Source organism: Streptomyces sp. E11-3 (assembly GCF_046540415.1).
Taxonomy (GTDB): domain Bacteria; phylum Actinomycetota; class Actinomycetes; order Streptomycetales; family Streptomycetaceae; genus Streptomyces.
The window spans coordinates 1,457,383-1,482,549 of the sequence record NZ_JAZGRL010000001.1 but is presented as its reverse complement, the minus strand read 5'-3'; the positions used below and the strand labels follow the sequence as shown (position 1 = coordinate 1,482,549).

24 protein-coding genes are annotated in these 25,167 nt (G+C 70.6%); 11 read left to right on the top strand and 13 right to left on the bottom strand.

The features are described 5' to 3' along the window. Positions 1 to 1,192: protein phosphatase 2C domain-containing protein (locus tag U9R90_RS06840; RefSeq protein ID WP_411055485.1), on the top strand; the 1,192-nt coding region annotated here is incomplete at its 5' end. Positions 1,193 to 1,450: 258 nt separating this feature from the next. After that, entirely contained in the window at positions 1,451 to 1,888 is a 438-nt protein-coding gene (locus tag U9R90_RS06835; RefSeq protein ID WP_411055484.1) for an ATP-binding protein, read from the top strand. Between the two features lie 42 nt (positions 1,889 to 1,930). Here the strand turns inward: U9R90_RS06835 and U9R90_RS06830 are convergent, their stop codons facing one another. Together U9R90_RS06830 and U9R90_RS06825 are read right to left on the bottom strand one after the other, a co-directional pair. Beyond that, entirely contained in the window at positions 1,931 to 2,971 is a 1,041-nt protein-coding gene (locus U9R90_RS06830; protein ID WP_411055483.1) for a DUF2637 domain-containing protein, read from the bottom strand. A gap of 187 nt (positions 2,972 to 3,158) precedes the next feature. Next, entirely contained in the window at positions 3,159 to 4,022 is an 864-nt protein-coding gene (locus U9R90_RS06825; protein ID WP_411055482.1) for a (2Fe-2S)-binding protein, read from the bottom strand. A gap of 186 nt (positions 4,023 to 4,208) precedes the next feature. Between U9R90_RS06825 and U9R90_RS06820 the strand changes: the two genes are divergently transcribed. Further along, positions 4,209 to 4,922, top strand: a complete 714-nt coding sequence (locus tag U9R90_RS06820; protein ID WP_411057662.1) for a GntR family transcriptional regulator — start codon at positions 4,209 to 4,211, stop codon at positions 4,920 to 4,922. 377 nt (positions 4,923 to 5,299) lie between these two features. Here U9R90_RS06820 and U9R90_RS06815 read toward each other — a convergent pair whose 3' ends face one another. Continuing rightward, positions 5,300 to 6,079: a hypothetical protein gene (locus tag U9R90_RS06815; RefSeq protein WP_411055481.1), complete on the bottom strand. Its 780-nt coding sequence runs from the start codon at positions 6,077 to 6,079 to the stop codon at positions 5,300 to 5,302. 141 nt (positions 6,080 to 6,220) lie between these two features. Further along, positions 6,221 to 7,897: a PucR family transcriptional regulator gene (locus U9R90_RS06810; protein ID WP_411055480.1), complete on the bottom strand. Its 1,677-nt coding sequence runs from the start codon at positions 7,895 to 7,897 to the stop codon at positions 6,221 to 6,223. 582 nt (positions 7,898 to 8,479) lie between these two features. On the opposite strand from U9R90_RS06810, the gene U9R90_RS06805 reads away from it, so the two are divergent. Continuing rightward, entirely contained in the window at positions 8,480 to 9,925 is a 1,446-nt protein-coding gene (locus U9R90_RS06805) for an NCS2 family permease (RefSeq protein ID WP_411055479.1), read from the top strand. 86 nt (positions 9,926 to 10,011) lie between these two features. Next, complete coding sequence (locus tag U9R90_RS06800) at positions 10,012 to 11,187, top strand: XdhC family protein (RefSeq protein ID WP_411055478.1); 1,176 nt, start codon at positions 10,012 to 10,014, stop codon at positions 11,185 to 11,187. Positions 11,188 to 11,205: 18 nt separating this feature from the next. Here the strand turns inward: U9R90_RS06800 and U9R90_RS06795 are convergent, their stop codons facing one another. Beyond that, entirely contained in the window at positions 11,206 to 11,388 is a 183-nt protein-coding gene (locus U9R90_RS06795) for a DUF1737 domain-containing protein (protein ID WP_411055477.1), read from the bottom strand. Positions 11,389 to 11,434: 46 nt separating this feature from the next. Then, a complete protein-coding gene (locus U9R90_RS06790) occupies positions 11,435 to 12,859 on the bottom strand; it encodes a condensation domain-containing protein (protein ID WP_411055476.1) in 1,425 nt (474 codons plus the stop codon). A 153-nt stretch (positions 12,860 to 13,012) separates the two neighbouring features. Here U9R90_RS06790 and U9R90_RS06785 point away from each other — a divergent pair, with 153 nt between their 5' ends. Continuing rightward, the gene (locus U9R90_RS06785; RefSeq protein WP_411055475.1) at positions 13,013 to 13,141 is read left to right on the top strand and encodes a hypothetical protein; all 129 of its coding nucleotides are present in this window, start codon (positions 13,013 to 13,015) and stop codon (positions 13,139 to 13,141) included. Between the two features lie 49 nt (positions 13,142 to 13,190). Here the strand turns inward: U9R90_RS06785 and U9R90_RS06780 are convergent, their stop codons facing one another. Both U9R90_RS06780 and U9R90_RS06775 read right to left on the bottom strand, forming a co-directional pair. Next, positions 13,191 to 13,601, bottom strand: coding sequence for a DUF6069 family protein (locus U9R90_RS06780; RefSeq protein ID WP_411055474.1), 411 nt, complete (start codon positions 13,599 to 13,601; stop codon positions 13,191 to 13,193). After that, entirely contained in the window at positions 13,598 to 14,209 is a 612-nt protein-coding gene (locus U9R90_RS06775; protein ID WP_411055473.1) for a TetR/AcrR family transcriptional regulator, read from the bottom strand. The genes U9R90_RS06780 and U9R90_RS06775 overlap by 4 nt, the downstream gene beginning before the upstream one ends. A 343-nt stretch (positions 14,210 to 14,552) precedes the next feature. Here U9R90_RS06775 and U9R90_RS06770 point away from each other — a divergent pair, with 343 nt between their 5' ends. After that, entirely contained in the window at positions 14,553 to 16,100 is a 1,548-nt protein-coding gene (locus tag U9R90_RS06770; RefSeq protein ID WP_411055472.1) for a polysaccharide lyase family 1 protein, read from the top strand. 17 nt (positions 16,101 to 16,117) lie between these two features. Here the strand turns inward: U9R90_RS06770 and U9R90_RS06765 are convergent, their stop codons facing one another. The 3 genes from U9R90_RS06765 to U9R90_RS06755 all read right to left on the bottom strand — a co-directional run bounded on the left by U9R90_RS06765 (position 16,118) and on the right by U9R90_RS06755 (position 17,990). Beyond that, the gene (locus U9R90_RS06765) at positions 16,118 to 16,621 is read right to left on the bottom strand and encodes a hypothetical protein (protein WP_411055471.1); all 504 of its coding nucleotides are present in this window, start codon (positions 16,619 to 16,621) and stop codon (positions 16,118 to 16,120) included. Positions 16,622 to 16,875: 254 nt separating this feature from the next. After that, positions 16,876 to 17,124, bottom strand: coding sequence for a DUF397 domain-containing protein (locus tag U9R90_RS06760; RefSeq protein ID WP_411055470.1), 249 nt, complete (start codon positions 17,122 to 17,124; stop codon positions 16,876 to 16,878). Then, a complete protein-coding gene (locus U9R90_RS06755) occupies positions 17,121 to 17,990 on the bottom strand; it encodes a helix-turn-helix domain-containing protein (protein ID WP_411055469.1) in 870 nt (289 codons plus the stop codon). Before U9R90_RS06755 ends, U9R90_RS06760 begins: the two co-directional genes overlap by 4 nt. Before the next feature lie 128 nt (positions 17,991 to 18,118). Here U9R90_RS06755 and U9R90_RS06750 point away from each other — a divergent pair, with 128 nt between their 5' ends. Further along, positions 18,119 to 18,589 carry an ATP-binding protein gene (locus U9R90_RS06750; protein ID WP_411055468.1) on the top strand — a complete coding sequence of 157 codons (471 nt, stop codon included), beginning with the start codon at positions 18,119 to 18,121 and terminating at the stop codon, positions 18,587 to 18,589. Here U9R90_RS06750 and U9R90_RS06745 read toward each other — a convergent pair. Further along, on the bottom strand, positions 18,543 to 19,385 hold the full coding sequence (locus U9R90_RS06745) for a phospholipid scramblase-related protein (RefSeq protein WP_411055467.1): 843 nt from the start codon (positions 19,383 to 19,385) through the stop codon (positions 18,543 to 18,545). The two genes, U9R90_RS06750 and U9R90_RS06745, sit on opposite strands and share 47 nt — an antisense overlap. Before the next feature lie 78 nt (positions 19,386 to 19,463). On the opposite strand from U9R90_RS06745, the gene U9R90_RS06740 reads away from it, so the two are divergent. Continuing rightward, positions 19,464 to 20,597: a winged helix DNA-binding domain-containing protein gene (locus U9R90_RS06740; RefSeq protein ID WP_411055466.1), complete on the top strand. Its 1,134-nt coding sequence runs from the start codon at positions 19,464 to 19,466 to the stop codon at positions 20,595 to 20,597. Positions 20,598 to 20,612: 15 nt separating this feature from the next. On the opposite strand, the gene U9R90_RS06735 is transcribed toward U9R90_RS06740, so the two are convergent. Further along, positions 20,613 to 21,260, bottom strand: coding sequence for a LysE family translocator (locus tag U9R90_RS06735; protein WP_411055465.1), 648 nt, complete (start codon positions 21,258 to 21,260; stop codon positions 20,613 to 20,615). Between the two features lie 136 nt (positions 21,261 to 21,396). Between U9R90_RS06735 and U9R90_RS06730 the strand changes: the two genes are divergently transcribed. Together U9R90_RS06730 and U9R90_RS06725 are read left to right on the top strand one after the other, a co-directional pair. Continuing rightward, positions 21,397 to 22,938, top strand: a complete 1,542-nt coding sequence (locus tag U9R90_RS06730) for an AMP-binding protein (protein ID WP_411055464.1) — start codon at positions 21,397 to 21,399, stop codon at positions 22,936 to 22,938. 256 nt (positions 22,939 to 23,194) lie between these two features. Further along, entirely contained in the window at positions 23,195 to 25,147 is a 1,953-nt protein-coding gene (locus U9R90_RS06725) for an ATP-binding protein (RefSeq protein ID WP_411055463.1), read from the top strand. Positions 25,148 to 25,167: the final 20 nt, after the last annotated feature.

The following is a 25,167-nucleotide window of genomic DNA, read 5'->3' as shown; positions in this document are numbered from 1 at the left end:
ACCGCCCTCCGCGACACCTCCCGCACCGCCCTCCGCGACACCTCCCGCTCCGCCCGGGCAAGAGCCGAAGCAGTCGCCCGAGCCGGCGCCCGAGCGCGTGTCGACACCCGAGCGCGTGTCGACCGAAGCCCGCGGCGTCGACGAGATGCCCGGCTCGCGGGCCCCCGTCGTGGGCGTGCCCCCGCAGCGCCCCGCCGAGCAGCCGCCGCGCCCCAGTGTCGGCCATGTGGGTGACGGCCCGCCGACGTACGATCCCGAGCCCCGCACCCTGCCCGCCGCCGAGCCGGACGCGCTGGACGAACTGGTGGCCGACACGGTGCTCGACGGCGCCCGCTACGGGACCAGCACCCTGCGCGCGACCTCCGTACGCGGCGACTCCGCGCGCTACCGCGGCGAGCCCCGCAGGGACTCCCTGCTCACCGCCCGCTTCGGAACCGGCGAGGCCGCGCTGATCCTCGTCGCGATGGCCACCGGCGCCCGCGCCACCCCGGACGCGCACCGCGCGGCCGCCGACGCCTGCCAGTGGATCGGCCGGGCCGTCGGCCGCAGCCACGCCCGGCTCGCCGAGGACATCAGGGCCGCCCGGCGCGGCGACCTGAAGTCCGGGCTGCACCGACTCACCGACCGCAGCCTCGGCAAGCTGCGGGCAGCCGCCGCCGAACGGGGCGTGACACCCGAGGAGTACACGGCCACCAGCCTGCGCTGCCTGCTGATCCCGGCCGACCCCAAGTGCCGTACCCGCGTCTTCTTCGGCGTCGGCGGCGGCGGACTCTTCCGGCTCAGGGACGGCGAGTGGCAGGACATCGAGCCGAAGGCCGCCGAATCGGCGGGCGAACCCGTCGTCGGATTCGGATCCCCGCCGATGGAGGCGGCGACCGAGACACCAGAGGGCGACCGGCTCACCATGGACCTGGGCATCCCCACGCCGCCCAGCCCCTACGACGCCGCCCCCGAGCCCCCGAGGGAACCTTTCCGCTTCCGCGCCTCGGTAGCCCGCCCGGGCGACACCCTGCTGCTGTGCACCGGCGGGCTCGCCGAGCCGCTGCGCGGCCAGCCCGAGCTGGCCGGACTCCTCAAAGAGCGCTGGTCGACGACGCCCCCACCCGGCCTCGCCGCCTTCCTGGCCGACACCCAGCTACGGGTGAAGGGCTACGCCGACGACCGTACGGCCTGCGCCGTCTGGGAGGCGTAACCGCGCACGACCAGCCATCCAGCCCCCGGAATATGCCGCGCCGGTGACGGGCGTCTAGTACCAACCGCCAGATGGACTCGTCTCGTACGGCGACGTCGTCAGTCGCGGATCGGTAGACGGGGCGATCTCGTGCGGTTGGTTGAGGAATCGACATGAGTGTGGCGATCCACGTGAGGGCATGCATCACCGTGTACGTGTTCGACGTGACCGAAGAAGACACACACGAAGGAAGATGACAACAGGGTGCGGGCGGGGGCCATGACAAGGCAGGCACAGCAAGGGGCGGCCGACAGTGCCACGGCCGAGGATGAACGAGCCCAGCTCCGGTGCACACTGGGGCGGTCCGATCTCAGGGCGGTCCCCGAAGTGCGGCGCGCGATACGCGACCTGCTGCGGCACTGGGGGAGGCCGGGAAGATCCGACATCGCGGAACTGCTCACCAGCGAGATCGTGACCAACGCTCTGGTGCACACCGATGCCGAGGCGGTGGTGACCGCGACACTCAGCCCGCGCGGACTGCGGGTGGAGGTACGGGACTTCGTAGGACACAGGCCGAGGCTCCGGGTACCGAACGCCGACGACGGTACGCACGGCAGAGGCCTGGTCCTGGTGCAGTCGCTCGCCGACTCCTGGGGGGTACGCGCCCACGGAGTGGGCAAGTCGGTGTGGTTCGAGCTGGACGGAGGCATCGTCTGAGGCGGCACCCCCGCCCAGCCCGTAGCCCGTACGCCGTGGACCTCAGCCGAACTGCTGCTCCAGGTCCTTGAGCTTCTGCTCCAGGGAGTCGAGCCGCGGCAGGGTCTGCGTGTCGTCCTCCGCGGTGAGGTCGACGGTGACCGGCGGGTCAACGCCGGTCACGGCCTGGAGGGATGGCCTGCCGCGTACGGGCAGCTGCTCAGGGCCGGATATCGCGGGGTCCGAGCCGACCGGCGCCGCGGGGGTTCCGGACGTCACCGCGGGCACCTGGCGGCCGCCCCGGGGGGCGCCGTTCCAGGTGCGGTGCCCCCGGCTGACCGCCTTGATATGGGCCCGCTCCAGCTTCTCGTGCTCGCGCCTGCGCTGCCGGTCCTGCTCCTTCTGCCTGCGGTCCTCACGCACGTCGTCCACGGCCTCGTCCAGCGTCCGTACGTTCTCCAGGAGCATCAGCGACCAGGCGCCGAAGGTCTCGCGGGGTGCCCGCAGCCACCGTACGATCCGGATCTGTGGCAACGGCCGTGGCACCAGGCCCTGTTCCCGCAGGGCGGCGCGGCGGGTCTGCTTGAGCGCGCGGTCGAACAGCACCGCGGCCGACAGCGACATCCCGGCGAAGAACTGCGGGGCGCCCGCGTGGCCGAGCCCGCGCGGGGCGTGCACCCAGTTGAACCAGGCGGCCGCTCCGGCGAACGTCCACACCAGGAGCCGCGAGCCGAGCGCCGCGTCACCGTGGCTGGCCTCGCGCACCGCGAGCACCGAGCAGAACATGGCCGCTCCGTCGAGGCCGAACGGAACCAGGTACTCCCAGCCGCCGGAGAGGTTGAGGTTCTGCCGGCCGAAGCCCACCAGACCGTGGAAGGAGAGCGCGGCGGCGACCGCCGCGCAGCAGAACAGCAGCACATAGGAGGCGGTTCCGTAGATCGCTTCCTTGCGCCTGCGGCGCTCCTCGCTGCGCTCCCAGGAGTCCTCGGTCGCCTTGTCCCCGGCGCGCTTGCCACGCGCGATCACCGTCACCGCCACCAGCACGCCCAGGAGCATCACGCCGCCGGGAAGCAGCCAGTCCAGCGATATGTCGGTCATTCTCATCTGGGGTCCCTTGCATCGCATGAAGGCGTTTCGGGCGCCATATTGGCTTAATCCCCAGGGCCTTCAGGGTGTTTCGGGGCAACAGGACGCCAAGGTGGTGCAGGGGGCTCCGGATAGCGCGTGTCGAGTCGAACTCCCTTGCTGGAAGCAGGAGTTGAGTTCGATTAATCGCACCCGTACGGGCGGTTCAGCGTGATGCGCTTGCGCTCAGCTTGACGATGCGATCCGCGTCGCAGGTACGGGGGCAGGTCACACAGGTGTCCTCGGGGCGCAGAGTGTAGAAGAGGCAGCAGCTGGCCCGGTCCCGGGTCGGCAGCGCCTCGCCGTTCGGCCCGGTCAGCTCACGGAAGGCGGCGGCGCCGACATACGGCTTCGTGGCGCCCGGCAGCAGCAGCTCCAGCTCCGCCATGGCGCGCCGCTCCTCGCCCAGCAGATGTGCGATGTACCAGAGGCTCTCGACGATCTCGTCGGTGGCCGTGCCCCACAGGGCCCGCGGCCCGCGCCGCATCCGCGGCCCGAAGCCGAGCAGCACCGGTTCCAGGTGCTCGGCCACCGCCTGGCGCAGCTCCGCGCGCAGCGCCTCCTCGTCGGGTACGACCCGGGCGCCCGGGAGCGAGGCGGCCGGATCGTCCGGCAGACACGCGAAGTCCTCGATGCGGAGCGCCATCCGGCCCAGGGTGCGCTGGAAGGTGACGTTGCCCACGGGGATGCGCGGCACCCTGCGGTGTGTGAACCAGGGAGCCGTGAACAGCAGACAGGCGGGCCAGGCGTAGCGGTGCAGTCCGAAGCTGGCGATGACGTCCGGCCTGGCCTGCTGGCCGTAGTCGCGCAGGATCTGTGCGTTGTCCCAGGCCAGGAACGCGTCCAGAGCGGCTCCGCCTTCCGCGAGCTGGGCGGCCGCGACCCAGCCGCCGCCCTGCGGGGCTGGTTCTGACGCGTCCAGTTCCTGAATCCGCAGGCCGGGGAAGACCTCGGCCAGGCGTGCGTACGCTTCCGTGACAGCCGTCGAGGCTGCGCGCACGGCGCCAGGGAGCAGCGTAGGAAGGGACATGCGGGGACCACCGAATCGCGATCGTCAGCAGGTTAGCCTTACCTTACCCGATGTTCGCGATGTTTGAACTCTGGCCCCTCCCGCCTATGGTGCTGCTCGGACACCGGCCGCGCGCGCCGGGCCGCGTGATGGGCCGGAAGGAGGACCCGAGTGGAGCAGTCCAGGGCACGATACCGCTCCGCCGCGGTGCCGCGGCAGGCCGCCGTTGCCGCGGATCGGGTGTCTGAGCAGCCGGTCCGCGGGGAGCACACGCACAGTGAGCCCCCGGCCCCGGTGATGCCAGTGCGGCACTCCGTACGGGGCCAGATCCTTGAGGCGCTGCGAGCCGCACTGCTGGACGGCGAACTGGCGCCGGGCGAGGTCTACTCCGCGCCCGTGCTGGGGGAGCGCTTCGGGGTCTCCGCGACGCCGGTCCGCGAGGCCATGCAGCAACTCGCCCACGAGGGCGCGGTCGAGGTCGTCCCGAACCGGGGCTTCAGGGTCACCGAGCGCAGCGCCCGCGAGATCGCCGAACTCGCGGAGGTCCGGGCACTGTTGGAGGTCCCGGTGGTGCTGCGGTTGGCCCGTACGCTGCCGTCCTCGCGGTGGGCCGAGCTGTGGCCGCTCGCGGATGCGACGTCGGCGGCGGCCGCACGGGGTGACCTGGCGTCGTACGGCGACGCCGACCGCGCCTTCCACCGCGGCTTGCTCGCCCTCTCCGGCAACCAGCAGCTGGTACTGGTCGCGGACGACCTCCACCGCCGGTCCCAGTGGCCGCTGGCTCACGGCCCGGTGACCCGCCGCGCCGACCTCGTCGCAGACGCGGCCGAACATTCGGCCCTCCTGGAGGCCCTGACAGCCCAGGACCTCCAGGTGGTCCAGTCCCTGATGAGGGAACACTTCACGGGGTCGACACGCTGACGCGCAGGGCGCCGCGCCGTTCGGGGCCGCCGGGCTTTTTCTCCCCTACCCCGCCCCTTCCCGTAACTGGGGCTCCGCCCCAGACCCGGGTCCTCAATCGCCGGACGGGCTGAATGATTTCAGCCCGTCCGGCNGCTGACGCGCAGGGCGCCGCGCCGTTCGGGGCCGCCGGGCTTTTTCTCCCCTACCCCGCCCCTTCCCGTAACTGGGGCTCCGCCCCAGACCCGGGTCCTCAATCGCCGGACGGGCTGAATGATTTCAGCCCGTCCGGCGATTGAGGACGATCCCGGAGGGCGATTTATTCCAGCCCGGCCGGCGTTTGAGGCCATCTTTGAGCCTGGCCGGCGAGGCCTTTCGGGAAGGGGCGGGGTGGGGGATCAATCGTTGACCGTCACCACCGCCGGAGGCGACAGCTGGCTCGCGAGCCAAGTGGGGACCCCGCCGAGCAGGCGGAACAGACGCGCCGCCTCCGCGCGCAACCGCTCCGCATCCACCCCGGTCTCCGCCTCCGCCAACGCGGCCAACGCAGGAGCCGTACCCACCAGATACCCCAACTCCTCGCGCAGCCGAAGCGACTCGGCGAACCCATGCCGCGCCTCGGCCAACTCGCCGTCGCGCAGCGCGAGTCCGGCAAGGTGCCGCCAGGTGAAGGAGAGCAGCAGCAGGTCACCACGGGCCGTGGCCCCGGCGTGGGCGCGCCGGTACGCCGCGAGCGCGGACTGCGGCGAGTCCGCGATGTGCTCGGCGACCAGCCCGCGCCGAAAGTCGAGCAACGGCCGCCCCGCCGCCTGCGGCGAGAGCAGCGCGGCCCCACGCCCCAGCGCGGCCCGCGCCTCATCGGCCCGGTCCCGTACCGCCAACACGGTGGAGGCATAGGCGAGTTGCCCGCGCTCGCAGGTCGCGGCCCCCCGCTCGTCATCACTTTGGGCCAGCGCCTCGGCGATACGCAGCGCGTCCTCCGCCTCGCCCCACCCCCGTTCGGTGAACAGGCAGCGCTCGACGAGGAGCGAGGCCCGTTGCAGGGCCGTACCGGGACTCGGGCCGTCCTCAAGGAGGGCGGCCGCATCGGTCCAGCAGCCTCGCGAACGCAGTCGCCATACCGCCGTCTGGAGTGCGGTCGTCTTGGACGACAGAGCATCTGACACAGAACCAGACATGGCGGTATCCGCCACAGTCCCCTCCCCGGGAGCGCGTCATTGAGCTGTGGCCCGCATCTCAGCATGGATTGGCGCGGACAGCCAAGGGGGCGGGTGAAAGATTTCACGATCTTTGACCCGCCCCGCACCCCCCGCCCGCCGTCAGCTCATGCGCAGCGCCAGGAAGAAGTCCAGCTTGTCCTCCAGGCGGGACAGGTCCCGCCCGGTGAGCTGCTCGATCCGTCCCACCCGGTACCGCAGCGTGTTCACATGCAGGTGCAGCCGCGCCGCGCACCGGGTCCAGGAGCCGTCGCAGTCCAGGAACGCCTCCAGTGTGGGGATCAGCTCGGCCCGGTGCCGCTGGTCGTAGTCGCGCAGCGGATCGAGCAGCCGGGCCGTGAAGGCGCGGCGTACGTCATCGGGGACGAACGGCAGCAGCAGGACATGCGAGGCCAGCTCCTGGTGCCCCGCGGCGCACACCCGCCCGGGCCGGGCCGCGGCGACCCGACGGGCGTGCCGGGCCTCCTCCAGGGCCCCGCGCAGTGCCTCGGCGGAGTGCACGGTGGCGCTGACGCCGAGGGTGAGCCGCCCGTCGTCGGCGAGCCCCGCGGTGAGCGGCGCCCGGACGGTCTCCAGCAGGGTGTCGGCGAGCAGTCCGGACTCGGAGCCGTCGTGCTCGGCGGAGACCGCGGGCAGCGGTACGAGGGCGATCGCCTCGTCACCGGTGTGCGCGACCGCGATCCGGTCCGACGGCTCGGGGCCCGCCGCCAGCGGGTCGACGAGGATCTCCTCCAGCAGCGACTGGGCGACCGGACCCCCCTCGATGTCGCCGCCGTCCCACTCGACGCGGGCGACCACGACCTGCCAGTGCGGGGCCGCGCCGAGTCCGGGCAGCAGCACCGGGGCCGCGACCCGCAGCCGGGCGGCGATCTCGGCGGGCGCGGCGCCGGTCTGCACCAGCTCCAGGACCTCCTGGGCGAGCCGACGGCGCACCGTACGGGCCGCGTCCCGGCGATCGCGCTCGACGGCGATCAGCTGGGTGACGCCCTGCAGCAGGTCGAGCCGCTCCTCGGGCCAGTCCCCGGCGTCCGCCTCGACGGCGAGCAGCCAGTCCGACAGCACGGTCTCGCGGACGTCCCGCGATGCGGAGGCGGCGCCACGGCCGCTGGTACGGATCGGGAAGAGCGAGTACGTGGTGCCCTTGGCGCTCACCCGGTGCGGCCCCCGGCGCCCGGTACGGGCCGCGCTCAGGTGCTCGGCGGCGAGCGTGCCGCACACATCGGCGGGCAGCGGCGCCCCCGCCGAGCTGGAGCCGGCGATCGGCCGCCCCGTCGTGGAAAGCACCCAGGCGCGCAGGTCCAGATCGGTGCCGAGCAGGTCGAGCACCACATCGGGGCCGCCACCGGCCGGCCCCGAGGTCATCATCCGGCGGTGCCGCTCGACCACGGCGGCCAGGTCGCCGGCGCGCTCGCCGGAGACCTGGCGTACGACATATTCCGTAATCGTGGCAAATGCCACACGCTCGTTTACGGCAAAAAGGGGCAATCTGTGTCGCGCGCAGGCGTCCACAAGATCGCCGGGGATGTCGCCGAGCTCGGCCTCACCGGCCGCGAGTGCCGCGACCCCGGCCGACGCCAGAATGCGCACGAACGGCTCCGAGTCCTCGGCGTCCCGCCGCCAGGCGAGTCCGGTCAGGACCAGCTCACCACCGGACAGATAACGGCTCGGGTCTCTCAAGTCGGTTGTCATGACGCCGCGTACGGACCGGTCGAGCTCGTCTTCGCCGCCGAGCAGCCGCAGCCCCAGCGCGTCGGTTTCCAGCAGTGCGCGCAGCCGCATGGTGTCGCCGCCGATCTGTCTCGTTCTTGCCGTTGGTCAAGGGAGCGGGGTTTCCCCAGGGAATCTGTGGGGTTACTGAGGACCGCCTTTCATACGAATCTACAAGACGACCAGCGCAGCCAGCCAACTCCTTCATGGTTTCGGTGACTGACCACGGGCTGGGGCGGACGGGTGTACTTACGCCATTCCGCGTGAACAGCACATGAACGAGCCGGTCCCAGTGCTTCCGCTTGATGGCTCGAAATGCTCGATCCGAACGACCCGACTCCGATGGAAGAGAGCCGTACATGGACTTCCTTCGCCCCGCCAGCTGGGAGGAGGCGCTGGCCGCCAAGGCCTACGGGCCGCGCGGCGAGACGCTGGTGCGCCGCGAGCATCTCACCGGTACGTAACACCCTCTGGTGGGGGTCTTCGGGGGGCGTCGCCAGCGTCGTCGCCCGAAAGCCCACCACCTCCCCGTTCGCCTCGGGCCGTCCCCCGGGTCGTGCAGCCAACCAACCATCCCAAACTCCGCAGCCGTATCGCCATGGACCGATACGTCCCCCATGCGGACGCCCCTTTGAACCTTGGGAAGAAGGCACCATGACCCAGTCGTCACTGGAGCCCAAGACCACGCACATCGCCGACGATGCGGGTGACGGCACCCGCATCCCCGCCGGCAGGTCTTGGCTCGACAGGTATTTCCACATCACCAAGCGCGGCTCCACCGTCAGCCGGGAGGTGCGCGGCGGCATCACCACCTTCATGGCGATGGCGTACATCCTCCTGCTGAACCCGCTGATCCTCGGCGGCGAGGACGCGGCGGGCAACACGCTCAGCCAGCCCGCGCTGATCACCGCCACCGCCTTCGCGGCGGCGGTCACCACCCTGGCGATGGGTTTCATCGGCAAGGTTCCGCTGGCACTGGCCGCGGGGCTGAGTGTCTCGGGCGTCCTGGCCACCCAGGTGGCCCCCGAGATGACATGGCCGCAGGCCATGGGTATGTGTGTCATCTACGGCGTTGTGATCATGCTCCTGGTGGTCACCGGCGTACGTGAGATGATCATGAACGCGATCCCCTCGGCGCTGAAGCACGCCATCACCATGGGTATCGGCCTCTTCATCGCGATCATCGGCTTCGTCAAGGCCGGCTTCGTCGGCGCAAGCCAGGGCGGCGGCCCGGTCACCCTCGGCGTCGACGGCGCCCTCACCGGCGGCCCGGTCCTGCTCTTCTCGATCACCCTCCTGCTGATCTTCATGCTCCAGGCCCGCAAGGTGCCCGGCGCGATCCTGCTCGGCATCATCATCGGCACGATCGGCGCGGTGATCGCCAACGCCGCGGGCTGGATCGACGAGAAGGCCTGGGGCGGCGGCGCCCCCGCCCTCGACGGCGTCGTCTCCAGCCCCGACTTCAGCCTCTTCGGCGAGGTCGAGATACCCGGCTGGGCCCAGCTGTTCAGCGTCAGCGTCGGCATGATCATCTTCACCCTGGTGCTCGCCGGGTTCTTCGACGCGATGGCCACGATCATCGCGGTCGGCAGCGAGGCCAAGCTCGCCGACGAGAAGGGCCGGATGCCCGGCCTCAACAAGGCCCTGTTCATCGACGGCGCGGGCGGCGCGATCGGCGGCGCCACGGGTGCCTCCGGCCAGACCGTGTTCATCGAGTCGGCCACCGGTGTCGGAGAAGGCGCCCGAACCGGCCTCTCCGCGACGGTGACCGGCCTGTTCTTCGCCGCGTGTCTGTTCTTCACGCCGGTCACCCAGCTGGTCCCCGGCGAGGTGGCGGCCGCGGCCCTGGTCTGCATCGGCGCGATGATGCTGCAGAACGCCCGGCACGTCGACTGGAGCGACTACTCCATCGCCGTCCCGGTCTTCCTGACCGTCGTCCTGATGCCCTTCACCTACACCATCACCACCGGTGTGGCCGCGGGTGTCATCGCCTACTGCGCCATCAAGGGCGCCCAGGGCAAGTGGCGGGAGCCGAGCATCCTGATGTGGGTCCTGTCCGTGGTGTTCATCTTCTACCTCGCCTTCGGCGGAGCGCACTGACACGCGGCGGCGGGCGCCTGGTCGAGGTGGACAACCCCCCACACCTCACCTCCCCACACCCGCTTAGCCCCCACTAGGAGGCCGACATGCTGGACATCGCCGAAGATCTGCACCGGTGGGTCGAGCAGGGACGTGACTTCGCCGTGGCCACTGTGGTGGCCGTGAGCGGCAGCGGCCCCCGGCAACCGGGCGCGGCGCTCGCTGTTGACGGCGAGGGTACGGCGATCGGGTCGGTCTCCGGTGGGTGTGTGGAAGGGGCCGTGTACGACCTGTGCCAACAGGCCCTCGAAGACGGCGAGTCCGTCGTCGAGCAGTTCGGCTACAGCGACGCGGACGCCTTCGCGGTGGGTCTGACGTGCGGCGGGGTGATCGACATCCTGGTCACCCCGGTCCGTACGGGCTCCCCGGCCCGCCCGGTCTTCGAGGCGGCCCTGGCCGCGGGTGCCTCGGGCGACGCGGCGGCGTTCGCCCGGATCATCGAAGGCCCCGCCGAACTCAGGGGCCGCGCGCTCCTGGTGCACCCGGACGGCTCGTACGAGGGCAGCCTCGGTGGCCATCCCGACCTGGACCACACCGCCGCGGGCGAGGCCGCCGCGATGCTGGACAGTGGCCGCACCGGCACCCTCACCCTCGGCGCGGACGGCTCCTGCGCACTCGCCGAGGACGGCACGCTCTCCGGCCAACTCCTCACCCTGCTGGTGGAGTCGAGTGTGCCCGCGCCGCGGATGATCGTGTTCGGCGCGATCGACTTCGCCTCGGCGCTGGTACGGGTCGGCAAGTTCCTCGGCTACCACGTCACGGTGTGCGACGCCCGCCCGATATTCGCCACCCGCACCCGCTTCCCCGAAGCCGACGACATCGTCATCGAGTGGCCCCACACATACCTGGAGCGCACGGAGGTCGACGGCCGCACCGTGCTCTGCGTCCTCACCCACGACGCCAAGTTCGACGTCCCGCTCCTCCAGTTGGCCCTCACCCTGCCCGTCGCCTACGTCGGCGCGATGGGCTCCCGCCGCACCCACGAAGACCGCAACACACGCCTACGCGAAGTCGGCGTCACCGACCTGCAGCTGACCCGCCTGCACTCCCCGATCGGCCTCGACCTCGGCGCCCGTACGCCCGAGGAGACCGCCCTGTCCATCGCCTCCGAGATCATCGCGGCCCGCCGAGGCGGCACCGGCGTCTCCCTCACCGGCGCGCACACACCGATCCACCACGACGGCGGCGAGGCACTTGCGGGCCGTATCGGCTCAGCCGCGTGACACCTCACCGCTCTCGTTTCATCGTGCTGTCCAGACCAGCGCCTGGGCGACGATGACGTTCTCACCGTTGAAGGTGATGGCAGGGCCTTCGTGCAGTTCGTAGCCAAGGCCGATCATCTCGCTCACACGTTGGCAGAACGCGGCGTCGTCCGGACCGGTCAGGACTCGGTAGATGGGCAATCCGTCTGGTGGCGTGCTCATGCGGAGAAGGATCTCAGACTCCTCCGTCAGCAGGCGACAGCGGGCGTTACTGACCGGCAGGAACGGCCGCGGCGGGTACGGCGGGTACGGCCGCGTCCCGCGCCACCGAGACGATGACTCCGCGCAGCTCCTCGACGTACCGCCGCATGTTCTTGTGGGCGATGGCCGTGTCCGGGTAGCGGCAGGCGAGTTGCAGGCCGTCGTGGAACCGGGTGACCCACGCGCACACCTGATCGCCGTACGAGACCCGGAGCAGCCCGTGCGCGTTCATATCCGGCCAGCGGTCCGATCCCGGCATGCCGCGTGTGTCGACGAACGAGACGATGGAGTACAGGTCCGGGGACGTGGGCCGGAAGTCGTGGCCCAGCAGACGCAGCACCCGGGCGACGGGGATCCGGGACAGCAGCCTGTTCTTGCGCAGTTCGTCGCGGACCATCTTCAGCGCGCTGTCGAAATCCGGTGCCTGGGCGACGGGGACCTCGATCGGGGCGCCGCCCACGTACCAGCCCACCGAGTCCAGCCACTGGGACTTCACCCTGGTGTGGAAGGGCACGACGGTGCGGTACACCTGCTGCCCGCCGACCTCGTGGACGAAGAGGGCGGTGGCGGCGAGGATGCCGACCAGGCTTCCGCCGTACGGACGGCAGTACGCCTCGAAGGCCGCCGCAGCGGTGTCGTCCACGAGCATTTCGTGCATCATCTTCTGGGTGGGCAGCGGCCCTTCGGGATCGAGGCCGAGGTCGACCGGGAAGGGTGGCAGCGTGCCGTCGCATGCGGCGACGAACTCACGCCAGCGGGCGACGATCGTGTGCGTGTCGTCGATCTGGTCGGCGTTCGTCCGCTCGATCGCGCAGAAGTCGACGTAGCTGGCGACCGGTGGCGTCACCACTGTGCGGCCCTGAAGGGCGGCCTCGTACAGTTCGTGGATCTCGGCGGGGATTCGGTAGATCGAGTACGCGTCGACGTTGCTGTGGTCGAACGCCAGGTAGATGCTCGCGCCGTCCTCCCTGAGGACCGCGGCGTAGATGAAGTTCGGCCAGCTGAGGGCGTCCGCCGCGACGTCGAAACGGTCCTCCAGGTACCGGATCAGCGTCGTCGCGTCGCCGAAGTCGCCGACGTCCTCGCGGTGCAGGGCGACAGCGTCGGCGTCCAGCGTGAACCGCCGCATCTCGTCGCCGACCCAGCGGAAACCGCTGCGCAGTGTCTCGTGCCGAAGGGTCCAGGCCCGCAGCGCCTCCTGGAGGGCCTCGGTGTCCACCGGTCCTCGGATGTCGAACGCCGCGCCGCTCCAGGTCGGTACGAACAGGCCGTCCTCGCGTACGGAACGCGACGTTCGGATATGGGACTCCTGCACATAGGCGGGCGGCCGGGAAACCTCCGGCGAACCGGCCGCCGCCTCGACGGTCGACGGATGCAGCGTCCACTCCACGAGCCTGCCGGGCCGGACGTCGCAACGGTGGATGTCGGTCATTCGCAAGGGGCTCTCCGTTGTTCGCGGCATCGCTCGACTGTTCGCGGCATCGCTCGACGCCCACGGAGCCCAACGAGGGACTAGTGCAAAAGAGACGGTCGCCAGGGACCAGGCACGAGGCGGTCACATGATCGGCCGGACACGCCCTGGGCGGTGGCCATCGCAGCGATCTGGCACGGGGGTCGGCTCCTGCTGGGCCTCGGCCCGACCCGCCAGGTATCGCTCTTCATCTCGATCGTGGTGGGCACTCTGACGGTCATCCCCGGCCGCGCGACGCTCTAGCGGGGCCGCCTCCATCTGGTGCTGTTCGCGGCGTACTTGGTGCTGGCGGTCACCCCCTAGCGGCACCGGCTCCCGCCCCGGGGGACCTGCCGCCCAGCCCCGGGACCAGCACCGCCGCCACCGCCAGGTGCATCAGAGCGAGAGAGACCCGGGTACCGCCGTCCATGCCGTCGCCGATGAACGGCAGGAAGGACACGGCCAGTACGGCGCCGGCCACCCCGGTCCAGATGGCGCGGGCGCGCCGCGCCCCGAACCGCTCCAGGGCGGCCAGCAGTCCCCAGCCGGAGAGCGACGCGAGCAGCGCGACGACCGCCACGGGCGCGGCGCCGATGTCGAGCGTCTGCTCGCCGTCGGCGATCCGCAGCCGGTGCCCCAGCAGTGGGTCCGCGACCAGCCACACCAGGACGGGGGCCAGGACGGCCAGGGCCGTAACCCCCAGGCGCCGTCTCCGCGCGCTCACTTGGCGCCCTTCGAGAGCGCCCCGTGCAGGAAGACCTCCACCAGCTCCTGCGGGGTCAGGTCGGGCTCGTCCTCCGTACGCGGCTGGGTGAAGAGCAGCCCGAAGAAGAGGGCCGCGATCTGCTCCGGCGGTCGGCGCAGGGTGGCTCTGTCGGGCTCCAGCAGCTCCGCGAGGGCCGCGCGGATCCGGGTCGTCGACTCGTCGCGGCCCGCGCCGCGCACCGTGCCGGGGTGCTTGCCGCCGCGATGCCCCAGCGAGCCGGCGATCGCGCCCATCCTGGACAGGTGCGCCTGCAGCGCCTCGGCCGCCTCGGCGAGCCGGTCGGGCAGCGGCTGGGATACGTCGATCGCGTCGAGCTCGCGGACCGCGTGCTCGGGGGAGAGTGCCTCGGCCATGCAGGCCTGCAGCAGCTCGTCCTTGTCGGCGAAGACCCGGAAGATCGTGCCCTCGCCGATGCCCGCGGCGCGGGCGATCTTCGCGGTCGTCACCGCGGCGCCGTACTCGGCGATCAGCGGGATCGCGGTCTGGATGATCATCGCGCGCCGCTGTTCCGGCGACATGCTGGGGGCGCGGCGGCGGGTGGCCTGGTTCTCCTTAGGTGCTGTCATGACCGCGAGAATACGGAGTGAGGACTCACTCCGTCAATGAGTGAGTCCTCACTCCGCTCGCCTCAACTGCGCCTTGTCCTGGAGTCACCGACGGGTCTGACTCTGCTCTGACTCTGCGCGCTCTGATCAGGTGAGTGAACTGGTGTCATGGCAGTGAACCGGAACAGAGCCTTGCCAGTCCCTCAGGGGCCCCCTATTCTCGCGGCGAGAAAGCGCTTTCCCTTGTGTGGGGGCCGTTCTGTCGTTCTCGACCGGCCTGCCGACATGACCACGGCACGCGTCAGCAACACCCGGTACTTCAAAGACGAACGACCGATGACCAGTGACGAATGGGGACACGAGGATGAGACGAGCAGCCGCAGTGCGGCTATCCGCGGGGGTGGCCACCATGGCCCTCGCGGCCGCGACCGGCGCGGTTCTGCTGATGCCCGAGGCATCGGCGGCGACCAGTAGCGCCACCGGTTACGCGAGCGAGAACGGCGGGACCACCGGCGGCGCCGGCGGCCAGACGGTGCGGGCCACCACGGGCACCGAGATCCACGCGGCCCTGTGCGGCCGGGCCAGTACCAGCACCCCCGTGATCATCGAGGTCGAGGGCACCATCAACCACGGCAACACCAGCAAGGTGTCGGGCGACAGCTGCGACACCGCCGAAGACAAGATCGAGCTCAAGCGGATCAGCAACGTCACGATCGTCGGCGTCGGCGGCGGAGCCGTCTTCGACCAACTGGGCATCCACATCCGTGAATCCAGCAACATCATCATCCAGAACGTGACCGTCCGGAACGTCAAGAAGTCGGGCTCGCCCACGTCCAACGGCGGTGACGCTATCGGCATGGAGAGCAACGTCCGCAACGTCTGGGTCGATCACACCACCCTGGAGGCGTCCGGCGGGGAGTCGGAGGGCTACGACGGCCTCTTCGACGTCAAGGCCAACACCCAGTACGTGACCCTCTCCTACAGCATCCTGCGCAACTCCGGCCGCGGTGGCCTCGTCGGGTCCAGCGAGAGCGACCTCTCGAACGGCTTCCTCACGTACCACCACAACCTGTACGAGAACATCGACTCCCGCGCGCCCCTGCTGCGTGGCGGCATCGCGCATATGTACAACAACCACTACGTGAGCCTCAACGCGTCCGGCATCAACTCCCGGGCCGGGGCCCGCGCCAAGGTGGACAACAACTACTTCCAGGACTCCAAGGACGTCCTGGGCACCTTCTACACCGGCGCGGCCGGCTACTGGCAGGTCGGCGGCAACATCTTCGACAACGTGACCTGGTCAAGCCCCGGCAGCGGCAACAACCCCGCAGGTCCCGACCCGCAGTCCAACACCACCGTCAGCATCCCGTACAACTACAGCCTCGACGATGCCGGTTGCGTACCGGACATCGTGAGCCAGACAGCAGGCGCCAACAAGGGCCTGCGGGAGTCGGACGGCAACTGCTCACCGCAGACACCGACTCCGACACCGATGCCGACCCCGAGTCCGACCGACCCCACGCCGGGACCGAGCGAGCCCAGCGGGACCAACCTCAGCATCGGGGCCGATTCCGACGGCTCCAGCAAGGCCAGCGGCACGAGCTACGGCAACGTCCGGGACGGAGACATGAGCACCTACTGGTCGCCGACCGGCTCGACCGGCTCCATCTCGATCAAGTGGGGCTCGTCCTCCACCACGGTCTCCGCGATCAACATCCGAGAGGCGTCGGACGCCGTCGGCAACATCGGGTCCTGGCGCGTCATCGACGCCGACTCAGGCGCCGTCCTGGCCTCCGGCAGCGGGGCGGGAGTCATCGCCTTCCCCCAGACCTCGCTGCGCAAGATCACCTTCGAGATCACCAGCTCGACCGGCACGCCGAAGGTCGCCGAGTACGAGACCTACGCAAACTAGCGGCGTGGGGTGAGGACTCAGCGGGCCGGTCCTGTGACGAACTGTCGCAGCAGGTCCTCGGTACGGTCCCGGGACATCTGCGCGTAGACCCTGCTGGGCTTCTGGTCGCCGACACTACTGAGCCGGTACGGGCACGTCTGGGACCCCGTTCCCGTGCCGGCTTCGAAGGTCTTCAGCACCCTGCCGGTGCGCAGCTCGTAGACGGTGTACTTGTACGTCTGGGCGTACAGCGGATAGGTGCTGCTGGACTGCCCGAGCCGGGTGTAGTTGCACGCGCCGACCCGCTGCGATCCCTTGCGGCCCTCACCGCAGACGAGCAGCTCGACACCGGCAGGGTCCTCCGACCCCGTCAGAATCTTGGTGCCCGAGAAGCGCACCTGCCAGAACGTGTACCCGCCGGTCCCATCGGTGTCGGCCTCGTGGTCGTCCTGGAAGACCGCCATGACGTGCGGCCCCTTCCCCTTGTACTCCGCAGCCTCGGGGAAGCCCTTCCCCATCTTCTCGCACTTCCCGCTCAGCACCTCCAACGTCTGTCCGTCATCCGACGGCGACGCAGAGGGCGACGATGAGGACGAGGGCGTGGAGGACGCGGAGGGGGATGCGGCCGCAGTGGCGGATGCGGAAGGCGAGGGAGAGGGGCCCCGTGCGTCGTCCGTCCCACCGCCGTCATCCGAGCAGCCACTCAGCACGGCCAGGACAGCCACCACGCCGAGTACCACCCTGCCGCGCCGCCTCGATCCGCGCACCAGCAAGCTCCCTTCCAATGCTGTCACGTCTAGCTGCGTGCGTGTGCGACGAAGGTGGACCAGGAGGTTGGGGCGACGGTTAGGTGGGGGAGTGCGGGGTTCTTGGAGTCGCGGATGTGGACGCGGTGGTCGGGGCAGGTTGCCACCTCCACGCAGGCGCCGCCCTCGCCGCTGCTGTGGCTCGACTTGCGCCAGTCGTAGGCGACTTCGAGGCAGTCGCCGCCCGAGCCACTGCTGTAGCTGGACTTGAACCAGGCGAGTTCCTCGGTGGTGTTCATCGCGCTCCCAGCATCCTCTCGATCTCGGCCAAGGACTCCCGTGGCGTGAGAGCCTGCGCACGCATGATCCCATAGCGGTCGGCGATCAGCCGGACCTCTGCGGGATCGGTGATTAGCCTGGGGTAGGCCTGAGTTTCGGTGTAAGCGACCTGGTGATTCTGCCCCTTGGGGATCAGTAGGTTGAACGCGCTGTCCAGGTTGGGATGTTCCTCGCGGTCGGTCGGCATGATCTGGATCTCCACGTTGCGCATGCGGCCTACCTCAAGGATGCGCCTCAACTGGGTCTCGTGTACCTCCCGTCCGCCGATCGGCCGCTGCAGGACGACCTCTTCCAGGACGTAGCTGATGACCGGTGCTGGACGGCGGTCGAAGACCTGCTGCCGGGCCAGTCGGTCGGATACTCGCTTCTCGACCGTCCCCTCGTCGAGCAGTGGCCGCCAATGGGTGAACTGGGCGTGGGCGTGCTCGGCGGTTTGCAGCAGGCCGTGCACCGCTGAGTTGCAGTAGTGGTGTAGCTCCACCGCCTCCGCCTCAAGGTTCGCGTACCCCCGATACCACTCCGGATGCCGAGTCCGCGCCCTCCTCCGCGCCTCCTGTACGTCGTCCACGGCGGCCCGCAGTACGCCGCGCGCCCCCAGCACCTCGTCCGCCCGTACGAGGAAGTCCGGTTGGGGCGTCCGTACGCCGCGCTCGATCGCCGAGATGAGCGACTCGCCGACGTGGGTCAGCGCACCCAGTTCCTTCTGGCTCAGCTCTGCCTCTTCGCGCAGGACTTTCGTCTGTTTGCCCAGTGCTCTGAAGAAGTGGGCCGTACCGTCTTCTTCGGCGGGGCGCTCGGGCCTGCGTTCCTGTTCCGGGTTCTTCATGCGTCGTACCGCCCTGGTCGTGGTCACGGTCGACGAGCCGCACAAGATGCTCACCGCAGTCGCACGGGTACGCTCCGTCGCATCGTCGCTCCTGGTCAGCGTACGACCGACCGGCCACGCTCGGTGACATGAACGACCAAATCGCCTCCGAGGCAAACGAGTTCACCGGGCGCTTCAGCCCCACCCGACGCGGCGCCCGTCTGGCCCGCAGGCTTGCCGAGTATCAGCTCGACGAGTGGGGCATCCCGTACGGAGACGAGCGCTCCGACGCCGTCGCGCTGATCGTGGCCGAGCTGGTGGCCAACGCCATCACCCACGGCCACGTACCGGGGCGGGACTTCGAGCTGCGCATCATGCGCGACAGCGACGGCGGAGGCGTGCTGCGCATCGAGGTGTCGGACGCCCGAGGCGACCGGCGCCCGGTGCCGCACGAGCCGAGCGGCGGAGAGTCGCACGGCCACGACCACGGCCACGGACTGCGGCTGGTCGACGCGCTCGCCGACAAGTGGGGCGTGAGCGAGCGGCTCGTCGGGAAGACCGTCTGGGCTGAGTTCAGCCCAAGCCTCGCGCGTCCTGCTTCAGCGCCGTGTCCACCGTGAGGGCCGTCGCGACGACCAGGCTAAGCAGGGGCTCGGGGAGCTGGCGGTGGATCTGGAGGACGTAGTTGTCGGCCGTGGTGAACATCGTCTTCGCCAGGCCCTCCCAGGTCTTGGTGATCCGGGCGATCTCCGTGTCGGTGTGGTCGACGATGGAGAAGTTCCAGGCGCGCCAGTTCTCGGCCTTGATGGCGCCGATCTGCTGGCCGTTGGCGTTCATCGCGAAGTTGATCTTCCCGATGGCGTTCTGCTGGACGATCTCGCCGACCGGCTGACCGCCCGGGCGTTCCACGATCACCTTGGACTTGATGAACTTGGCCGGGCGGGTGAGGACCAGTTGCGGCTGGCCGTACGCGTCGCGGATCTCCAGTTTGTGGGTCAGGTACTGGTCGATGCTGCCGACGAACCGCAGCACCTTCTTGGCGGTGCTCTGGCCGACCTGTGTGACCGTGCCGAGCGTGTTGCCGTGCTGGTCGAAGACGCTGTACTCGTTCGTCAGCTCGATCAGCTTGGTCTTCTGGTTCACCACCAGGACGGGCTCGGTGAAGAGCGTGCCGCCGCCGGAGGTGCCCGGGGCCACCCCGGCCTGCTGCTGCACCTGGCGCTGGACCCGCGACGGGTCGGCCTGGGGCTGCGGCGGCGCCTGCTGCTGCGGCGCCTGCTGGGCGGTCGGCTGCTGCTGCGGCGCGGGCGTGGTGTTCTCGGTCCACTGCGTGCCGTCCCACCAGCGCAGCTGCTGCGGGGTGCCGTGCGGGTCCGGGTACCAGCCGGGGGCAGGGGTCTGCGAAGGAGTCGTCACCACGGCACAGTAACCCGTGGCCATGGAAATGCCCTATGCGGACCAAATCTGTCCCCATCGAGCACTAGCGTTCCCCGTATGACAGTGACCCGAGCGACCCAGGCGAAGCCCGTACTCGGCACCCGTGCCCTGAACCGCGCGACCCTCGACCGCCAGCTCTTGCTGCGCCGGGCCCCGACCATGACGCCCAAGGACGCGACCGAGCACCTGCTCGGCCTCCAGGCGCAGAACGTCAAGCCGCCGTACTACGCCCTCGCCGCCCGCCTCGCGGACTTCGACCCTGCCGAGCTCTCCGCGCTGATCGAGGCGCGCGAGCTGGTCCGTATCGTCACCATGCGCTCCACCATCCATCTGCACTCCGCCGACGACGCGCTCACCCTGCGCCCCCTCGTCCAGGCGGCGCGCAGACGAGAGCTGAACGGCTTCCGTAAGGGGCTGACCGGTGTCGACCTGGACCGGCTCGCCGGGCTTGCCCGCAAGGCGGTCGAGGCGGAGCCGCGCACGATGAAGCAGCTCCGCGAGGTGCTGGTGCCCAGCTGGCCGGAGGCCGACCCGCGGTCGCTCGGTGCCGCGGCCCGCTGCCTGCTGCCGCTCGTCCAGGTCACCCCGCGCGGGCTCTGGCGCCGCAGCGGCCAGGTCGCGCTCACCACCGTCGAGCACTGGCTGGGGCGCGAGGCCGAGCCGCCACCCGCGCCGGACGACACCGTGCTGCGCTACCTCGCGGCGTTCGGCCCCGCATCCGTCAAGGACATGCAGACCTGGGCCGGACTGACCCGGCTGCGCGAGGCCTTCGAGCGGCTGCGCCCCGGTCTCCGTACCTTCCAGGACGAGAACGGCGTGGAGCTCTTCGACCTCCCCGACGCCCCGCGCCCCGACCCGGACACCCCGGCGCCGCCGCGCTTCCTGCCCGAGTACGACAACCTGCTGCTCTCGCACGCCGACCGGACCCGCGTGGTGCCGCCGGAGTACAAGGGGCGTACGTGGGCGGGGAACTACGGGTACAGCGTGCTCATGGTCGACGGGTTCGCGGCGGGCATCTGGCGGCTGGAGGAAGCCAAGGACTCGGCGACCCTCACCATCGAGACGTTCGGCAAGCTGACGAAGGCGCAGCGCGCCGAGGTCCTGGAAGAGGCGGCGCTGCTCCTCGACGGGCCGATGGGGCGGGGGACGCCGTACGACATCCGGTTCGGCACCGTCGTCGGCGCGACCTGACAGGCGGGACGTGCCTCAGTCCGCCCGGCCCGTCGCCGCCACCGTCACCCCGAGCCCGATCATCGCGAAGCCGCCCGCCCCGCCGACCATCGACAGGCGCCGGTCCGAGCGGGCGAACCAGGCGCGGGCCGCCGACGCCGTCAGGCCCCAGAGGGTGTCCGTGATGAGGCCGATGCCGATCGGGACCAGGCCGAGGAGGAGCATCTGCGCGGGGAGTTGGCCCGCCGAGTGGTCGACGAACTGGGGGAGTACGGCGGCGAAGAAGACGATGCCCTTGGGGTTGGTGACGCCGACGATCACGCCGTCGGTCAGGGTGCGCAGATCGCCGCGCGCGGGGGCGGGTGAGGCGTCCCGCAGCACGGACGCCTTCATCTCCTTGCGGTGCCGGAAGGCCTGCACCCCCAGATAGACGAGATACGCCGCACCCGCCAGCTTCACCGTGAGGAACACCGTCACGGACCGCTCCACCAGCGAACCGACCCCGAGTGCGACCGCGACCACCAGCAGATACGAGCCGACGACGTTGCCGAGTACGGTCGCCATGGCGGTGCGGCGGCCGTGTGCGAGCGCGCGGCCGATCACGAACAGCACGCTCGGGCCGGGGATCGCGATCACCAGCAGGGACACGGCCGCGAAGGCCAGTATCCGGTCCGTGGACACCATGTTCCGTACCTCCCCCGTGCGCTACCCGCCGTTCGCGGGTAGTGAGAGTCAAGCTACTGGATACACGATGCTACGGATGCCACAGCAAGCAGGCGCTCGGTGAAGGTGAAAAGGCGAACAGGAGCAGGGGAGAGCTATGCGGATTCCGATGACCATCACGGACTTCCTCGACCGGGCAGAGCTGGGATTCGCCACCAGCACCGGCGTGGTCGACGAACCGGACCAGCCGGGACCGCCCGTACCGGTGCAGACGTACCGGCAGCTCGGTGAGCGGGTCCGGGCCTGGCAGGCGGGGTTCGACGCGCTGGGCGTCGGCGAGGGCGAGCGGGTGGCGGTGGTCAGCCACAACTCGGCGCGCATGCTTGAGCTGTTGTTCGCGGTGCCGATGAGCGGCCGGATCTGCGTACCGCTCAACTTCCGGCTCAAGCCCGACGAGATCGAGTACGTGGTGAGGCAGAGTGGCGCCTCGGTGCTGCTCGTCGACCCGGAGCTGGACGACGCGCTGTCCGGCGTCAAGGCACGCCACCGCTTCGTACTGGGTGCGCAGACCGAGGCCGAGCTGATGCGGTTCGGCGTCGAGCCGCGCCCGTGGTCACGCCCAGACGAGGACGCCACCGCGACGATCAACTACACCTCGGGGACCACGGCCCGCCCCAAGGGCGTCCAGCTCACCCACCGCAACATCTGGGTCAACGGCCTGACCTTCGGGCTGCACACCCGCGTCTGGGAGCGCGACGTCTATCTGCACACGCTGCCGATGTTCCACTGCAACGGCTGGGGCATGCCGTATGTGATGGCCGGACTCGGCGTCAAGCAGGTCGTCCTGCGCAAGGTCGACGGCGCCGAGATCCTGCGCCGGGTCGACGCGCACGGCGTCACGCTGATGTGCGGCGCACCCGCCGTGTGGAACGCGGTCCTTGACGCGGCGGCGACCTGGGAGGGCGAGATCCCGGGCCGTGACCGGGTGCGGATCGTGTGCGCGGGGGCGCCGCCGCCGAGCAAGACGATCCAGCGCGTGGGCGAGGAACTGGGCTGGGAGTTCACCCAGATCTACGGTCTGACCGAGACCTCCCCGCTGCTCACCTTCAACCGGACCCGGCCCGCCGACGTGGAACTGCCCGCCGAGGAACGGGCGCGCAAGCTGTCCCGTGCCGGGCTGCCCGCGCTCGGCGTGAAGCTGAAGGTCTCCGACGGCGGTGAGGTGCTGGCCCGGTCGAACGTCGTGCTCGACGGGTACTGGGACAAGGAGGAGGAGACCGAGGCGGCCCTTGAGGGCGACTGGTTCCACACCGGCGACGGCGGCACCATCGACGAGACCGACGGCCATCTGACGATCTCCGACCGCAAGAAGGACGTGATCATCACGGGCGGTGAGAACGTGTCGTCGATCGAGGTGGAGGACACGATCTTCAGCCACCCGTCGGTCGCCGAGGTCGCCGTCATCGGGGTGCCGCACGAGAAGTGGGGCGAGACGATCAAGGCTCTGGTGGTACTCGCCGAGGGCGCGACGGCGCGGGAGGCCGACATCATCGCCCACTGCAAGGAGCGGATGGCGGGCTACAAGGCGCCGACGACCGTCGAGTTCCGCGCGGCGATTCCCCGCACGGCGACCGGCAAGATCCAGAAGTTCAAGCTGCGGGAGCCGTACTGGGCAGGTCTTGACCGGGGGGTCAACTGACGGGGCCCTCGCGAACGGCGGTGACTGATCCACCGCCTGTTCATCGGGCAGGCGTTCGGGCGTACCCCGCGTCGTGTGGTCGGGTGTTCCGCCGCGCCACTCCTGGTGCGGGTGGCGCGTTGAGGTTGCCGTGGCGTCGTTGCAGTGACGGTTCTGCACCGGGGATCGCCGACCCCGGGCCGTGACGTCACGCATCGACGTCGCGCATCGATGTCACGTATCGATGCTGCGGCGACCTATGCGGAGGAATTCACCAGTGCGGAAGACAGTCGGCGCGCCCCTGCTTGGCCGCGAGCAGGAGTCGGGGGACCTGGAGCGACTCCTCGCGGAGCAGCGCCTGGTGACGGTGGTCGGCGGGGCCGGTGTGGGCAAGAGCCGACTCGCCGCCGACGCGGTGGCCGCGCCGGCGGACGGGCCGCGGCGGCGTGTGGTGCGGGTGAGGTGGGACGGCGGCGCGCGTCCCGCGTCCGGGGCGCTGGCCCTGGCCGTCTGCCGGGCGCTGACCGGCAGACGGCCGTCGCCCGACGCGGTCGAAGTCGACACCTTGGCACGGCAGTTGACCGGCCCTACGGGTGTCCTGCTGTTCCTCGACGACGTCGATCCGGTCCACGCGGAGTGCACTGGTCTGGTGCAGCGCCTGCTGATGGCCGTGCCGACGCTGCGGGTGCTGGTGACGGCGCGGCGTGCCCTGGGCCTCGGCGACGAACGCGTACTGCGACTGTCGCCACTGCGTACGGCGCCTGCGGACGGCTCACGCGGGCGCGCGCCCGCGGTCGAGTTGTTCCTTGAGCGGGCGCGTACCACCGTGCCCGACTTCCGCGCCGACGAGACCGCGCTGCGTGACGCGGCGGCGATCTGCCAGGCCCTGGAGGGGGTCCCCCTCGCGATCGAGCTGGCCGCGCGGCAGCTGACCCGGTATACGGTCGACCACCTCGCGGAGCTGGTGGAGCGCCGTCAGTGCTGGCTGAGCAGCCCGCACACGGGCGTGCGGCGGCACCGGTCGCTGCGCGACGCCGTCGGCGCGAGCTATGCGCTGTGCGATCGGTCGGTACGGGCCGTATGGGGCCGGGCCGGCATCTTCGCCGGGCCCTTCGAGGAGTCGACGGCCGTGTTCGTGTGCGCGGGCGGCGGCGTCGAGCCGCATCACGTACCCGCCTGCCTGGCCCAGTTGGCCGCGATCGGCGTACTGGAGCCGGTGTCCGACCCCGGTGGGCTGCGCCGCCCCCGGTACCGGATGGGGCGGGCGGCGCGGGACTTCGGCGTCGAACAGCTGGAAAGGGCAGGGGAGTTCACGGTGGCGGCGGAGCGGCACGCGGCGCACTGCCAGCGGGTGGCGGCGGTCGCCGAGAGCCTGTGGAGCACTGGCAGCCAGTCCGCGGCCGTACGGCTCGTCCAGGACGAACAGGACGACCTCAGGGCCATGATGCGGTACGCGCCGACCCACGCCGAGCACGCGGCGGCCGCCCTGGAGACGGTCGTCGATCTGTGGTTCTGGTGGGCCGTGCACGACGACGCCGATGAAGGGCGCGGACACCTACGGGAGTTGCTGCCGCACTGCCCGCCGAACAGCGCGATCGCCGCGCGCGGCCTGTGGCTCGCGGCCTGGCTGACCGCCGACAGCGATCCGCGCGAGGCCCAAACACTGCTGGGCCGGGCCTGGCCGGCGGCCGTCCTGGCCGGTGACGACGCCACGATCGGCCGGATCGCCCATGTCCAGGGCGTACTGGCCCTGCACCACGGCGACGAGCGGGCCGCCGCCGCGCACTTCCTTCAAGCCGCGCAGACCATCCCGGCCTTGGCGCCAGGCGGCCCCACACCCGCCGTGAGTCTGGCCGCCCTGGCCGTGGCCCAGAGCGGCTTCGCTCCCGGCGCCGCGCGGGCCAGCGCCCGGCGCGCCCTGGCCCAGCCCGGTATCCGCCACGACGCCTGGGCCCGTGTCGTGGCCCGCCACGCCCGGGCGTACGTCGACCACCAGCACGGCCGCAGCGGCCGCGCCTGGCACCGGGCGCACCGGGCACTCGCCGCGCTGGACGAGGCCGTGCCGGGTACGCAGGTACCCGCGCCGTGCGGTGTCGCGGCGCTGCGCCAGCTGATCGCAGACATCGAGGCCGGAGCGCCCGGCCGCCCCCACATGCCCTCCGTACCGCGCGCCCGCACGGCCAGGCTCACACCGGCCCTGGCCGGAACCGGATTCGCGGCGGCACCCTGACCCACCGCGGGCGGCCCCCC

Excerpts from the sequence above, each read along its gene's own strand:
- U9R90_RS06835 (WP_411055484.1), top strand. The coding sequence starts at position 1,451 with ATGACAAGGCAGGCACAGCAAGGGGCGGCCGACAGTGCCACGGCCGAG.
- U9R90_RS06830 (WP_411055483.1), bottom strand. The coding sequence starts at position 2,971 with ATGAGAATGACCGACATATCGCTGGACTGGCTGCTTCCCGGCGGCGTG.
- U9R90_RS06825 (WP_411055482.1), bottom strand. The coding sequence starts at position 4,022 with ATGTCCCTTCCTACGCTGCTCCCTGGCGCCGTGCGCGCAGCCTCGACG.
- U9R90_RS06815 (WP_411055481.1), bottom strand. The coding sequence starts at position 6,079 with ATGTCTGGTTCTGTGTCAGATGCTCTGTCGTCCAAGACGACCGCACTC.
- U9R90_RS06810 (WP_411055480.1), bottom strand. The coding sequence starts at position 7,897 with ATGCGGCTGCGCGCACTGCTGGAAACCGACGCGCTGGGGCTGCGGCTG.
- U9R90_RS06805 (WP_411055479.1), top strand. The coding sequence starts at position 8,480 with ATGACCCAGTCGTCACTGGAGCCCAAGACCACGCACATCGCCGACGAT.
- U9R90_RS06800 (WP_411055478.1), top strand. The coding sequence starts at position 10,012 with ATGCTGGACATCGCCGAAGATCTGCACCGGTGGGTCGAGCAGGGACGT.
- U9R90_RS06795 (WP_411055477.1), bottom strand. The coding sequence starts at position 11,388 with ATGAGCACGCCACCAGACGGATTGCCCATCTACCGAGTCCTGACCGGT.
- U9R90_RS06790 (WP_411055476.1), bottom strand. The coding sequence starts at position 12,859 with ATGACCGACATCCACCGTTGCGACGTCCGGCCCGGCAGGCTCGTGGAG.
- U9R90_RS06775 (WP_411055473.1), bottom strand. The coding sequence starts at position 14,209 with ATGACAGCACCTAAGGAGAACCAGGCCACCCGCCGCCGCGCCCCCAGC.
- U9R90_RS06770 (WP_411055472.1), top strand. The coding sequence starts at position 14,553 with ATGAGACGAGCAGCCGCAGTGCGGCTATCCGCGGGGGTGGCCACCATG.
- U9R90_RS06760 (WP_411055470.1), bottom strand. The coding sequence starts at position 17,124 with ATGAACACCACCGAGGAACTCGCCTGGTTCAAGTCCAGCTACAGCAGT.
- U9R90_RS06755 (WP_411055469.1), bottom strand. The coding sequence starts at position 17,990 with ATGAAGAACCCGGAACAGGAACGCAGGCCCGAGCGCCCCGCCGAAGAA.
- U9R90_RS06750 (WP_411055468.1), top strand. The coding sequence starts at position 18,119 with ATGAACGACCAAATCGCCTCCGAGGCAAACGAGTTCACCGGGCGCTTC.
- U9R90_RS06740 (WP_411055466.1), top strand. The coding sequence starts at position 19,464 with ATGACAGTGACCCGAGCGACCCAGGCGAAGCCCGTACTCGGCACCCGT.
- U9R90_RS06735 (WP_411055465.1), bottom strand. The coding sequence starts at position 21,260 with ATGGTGTCCACGGACCGGATACTGGCCTTCGCGGCCGTGTCCCTGCTG.
- U9R90_RS06730 (WP_411055464.1), top strand. The coding sequence starts at position 21,397 with ATGCGGATTCCGATGACCATCACGGACTTCCTCGACCGGGCAGAGCTG.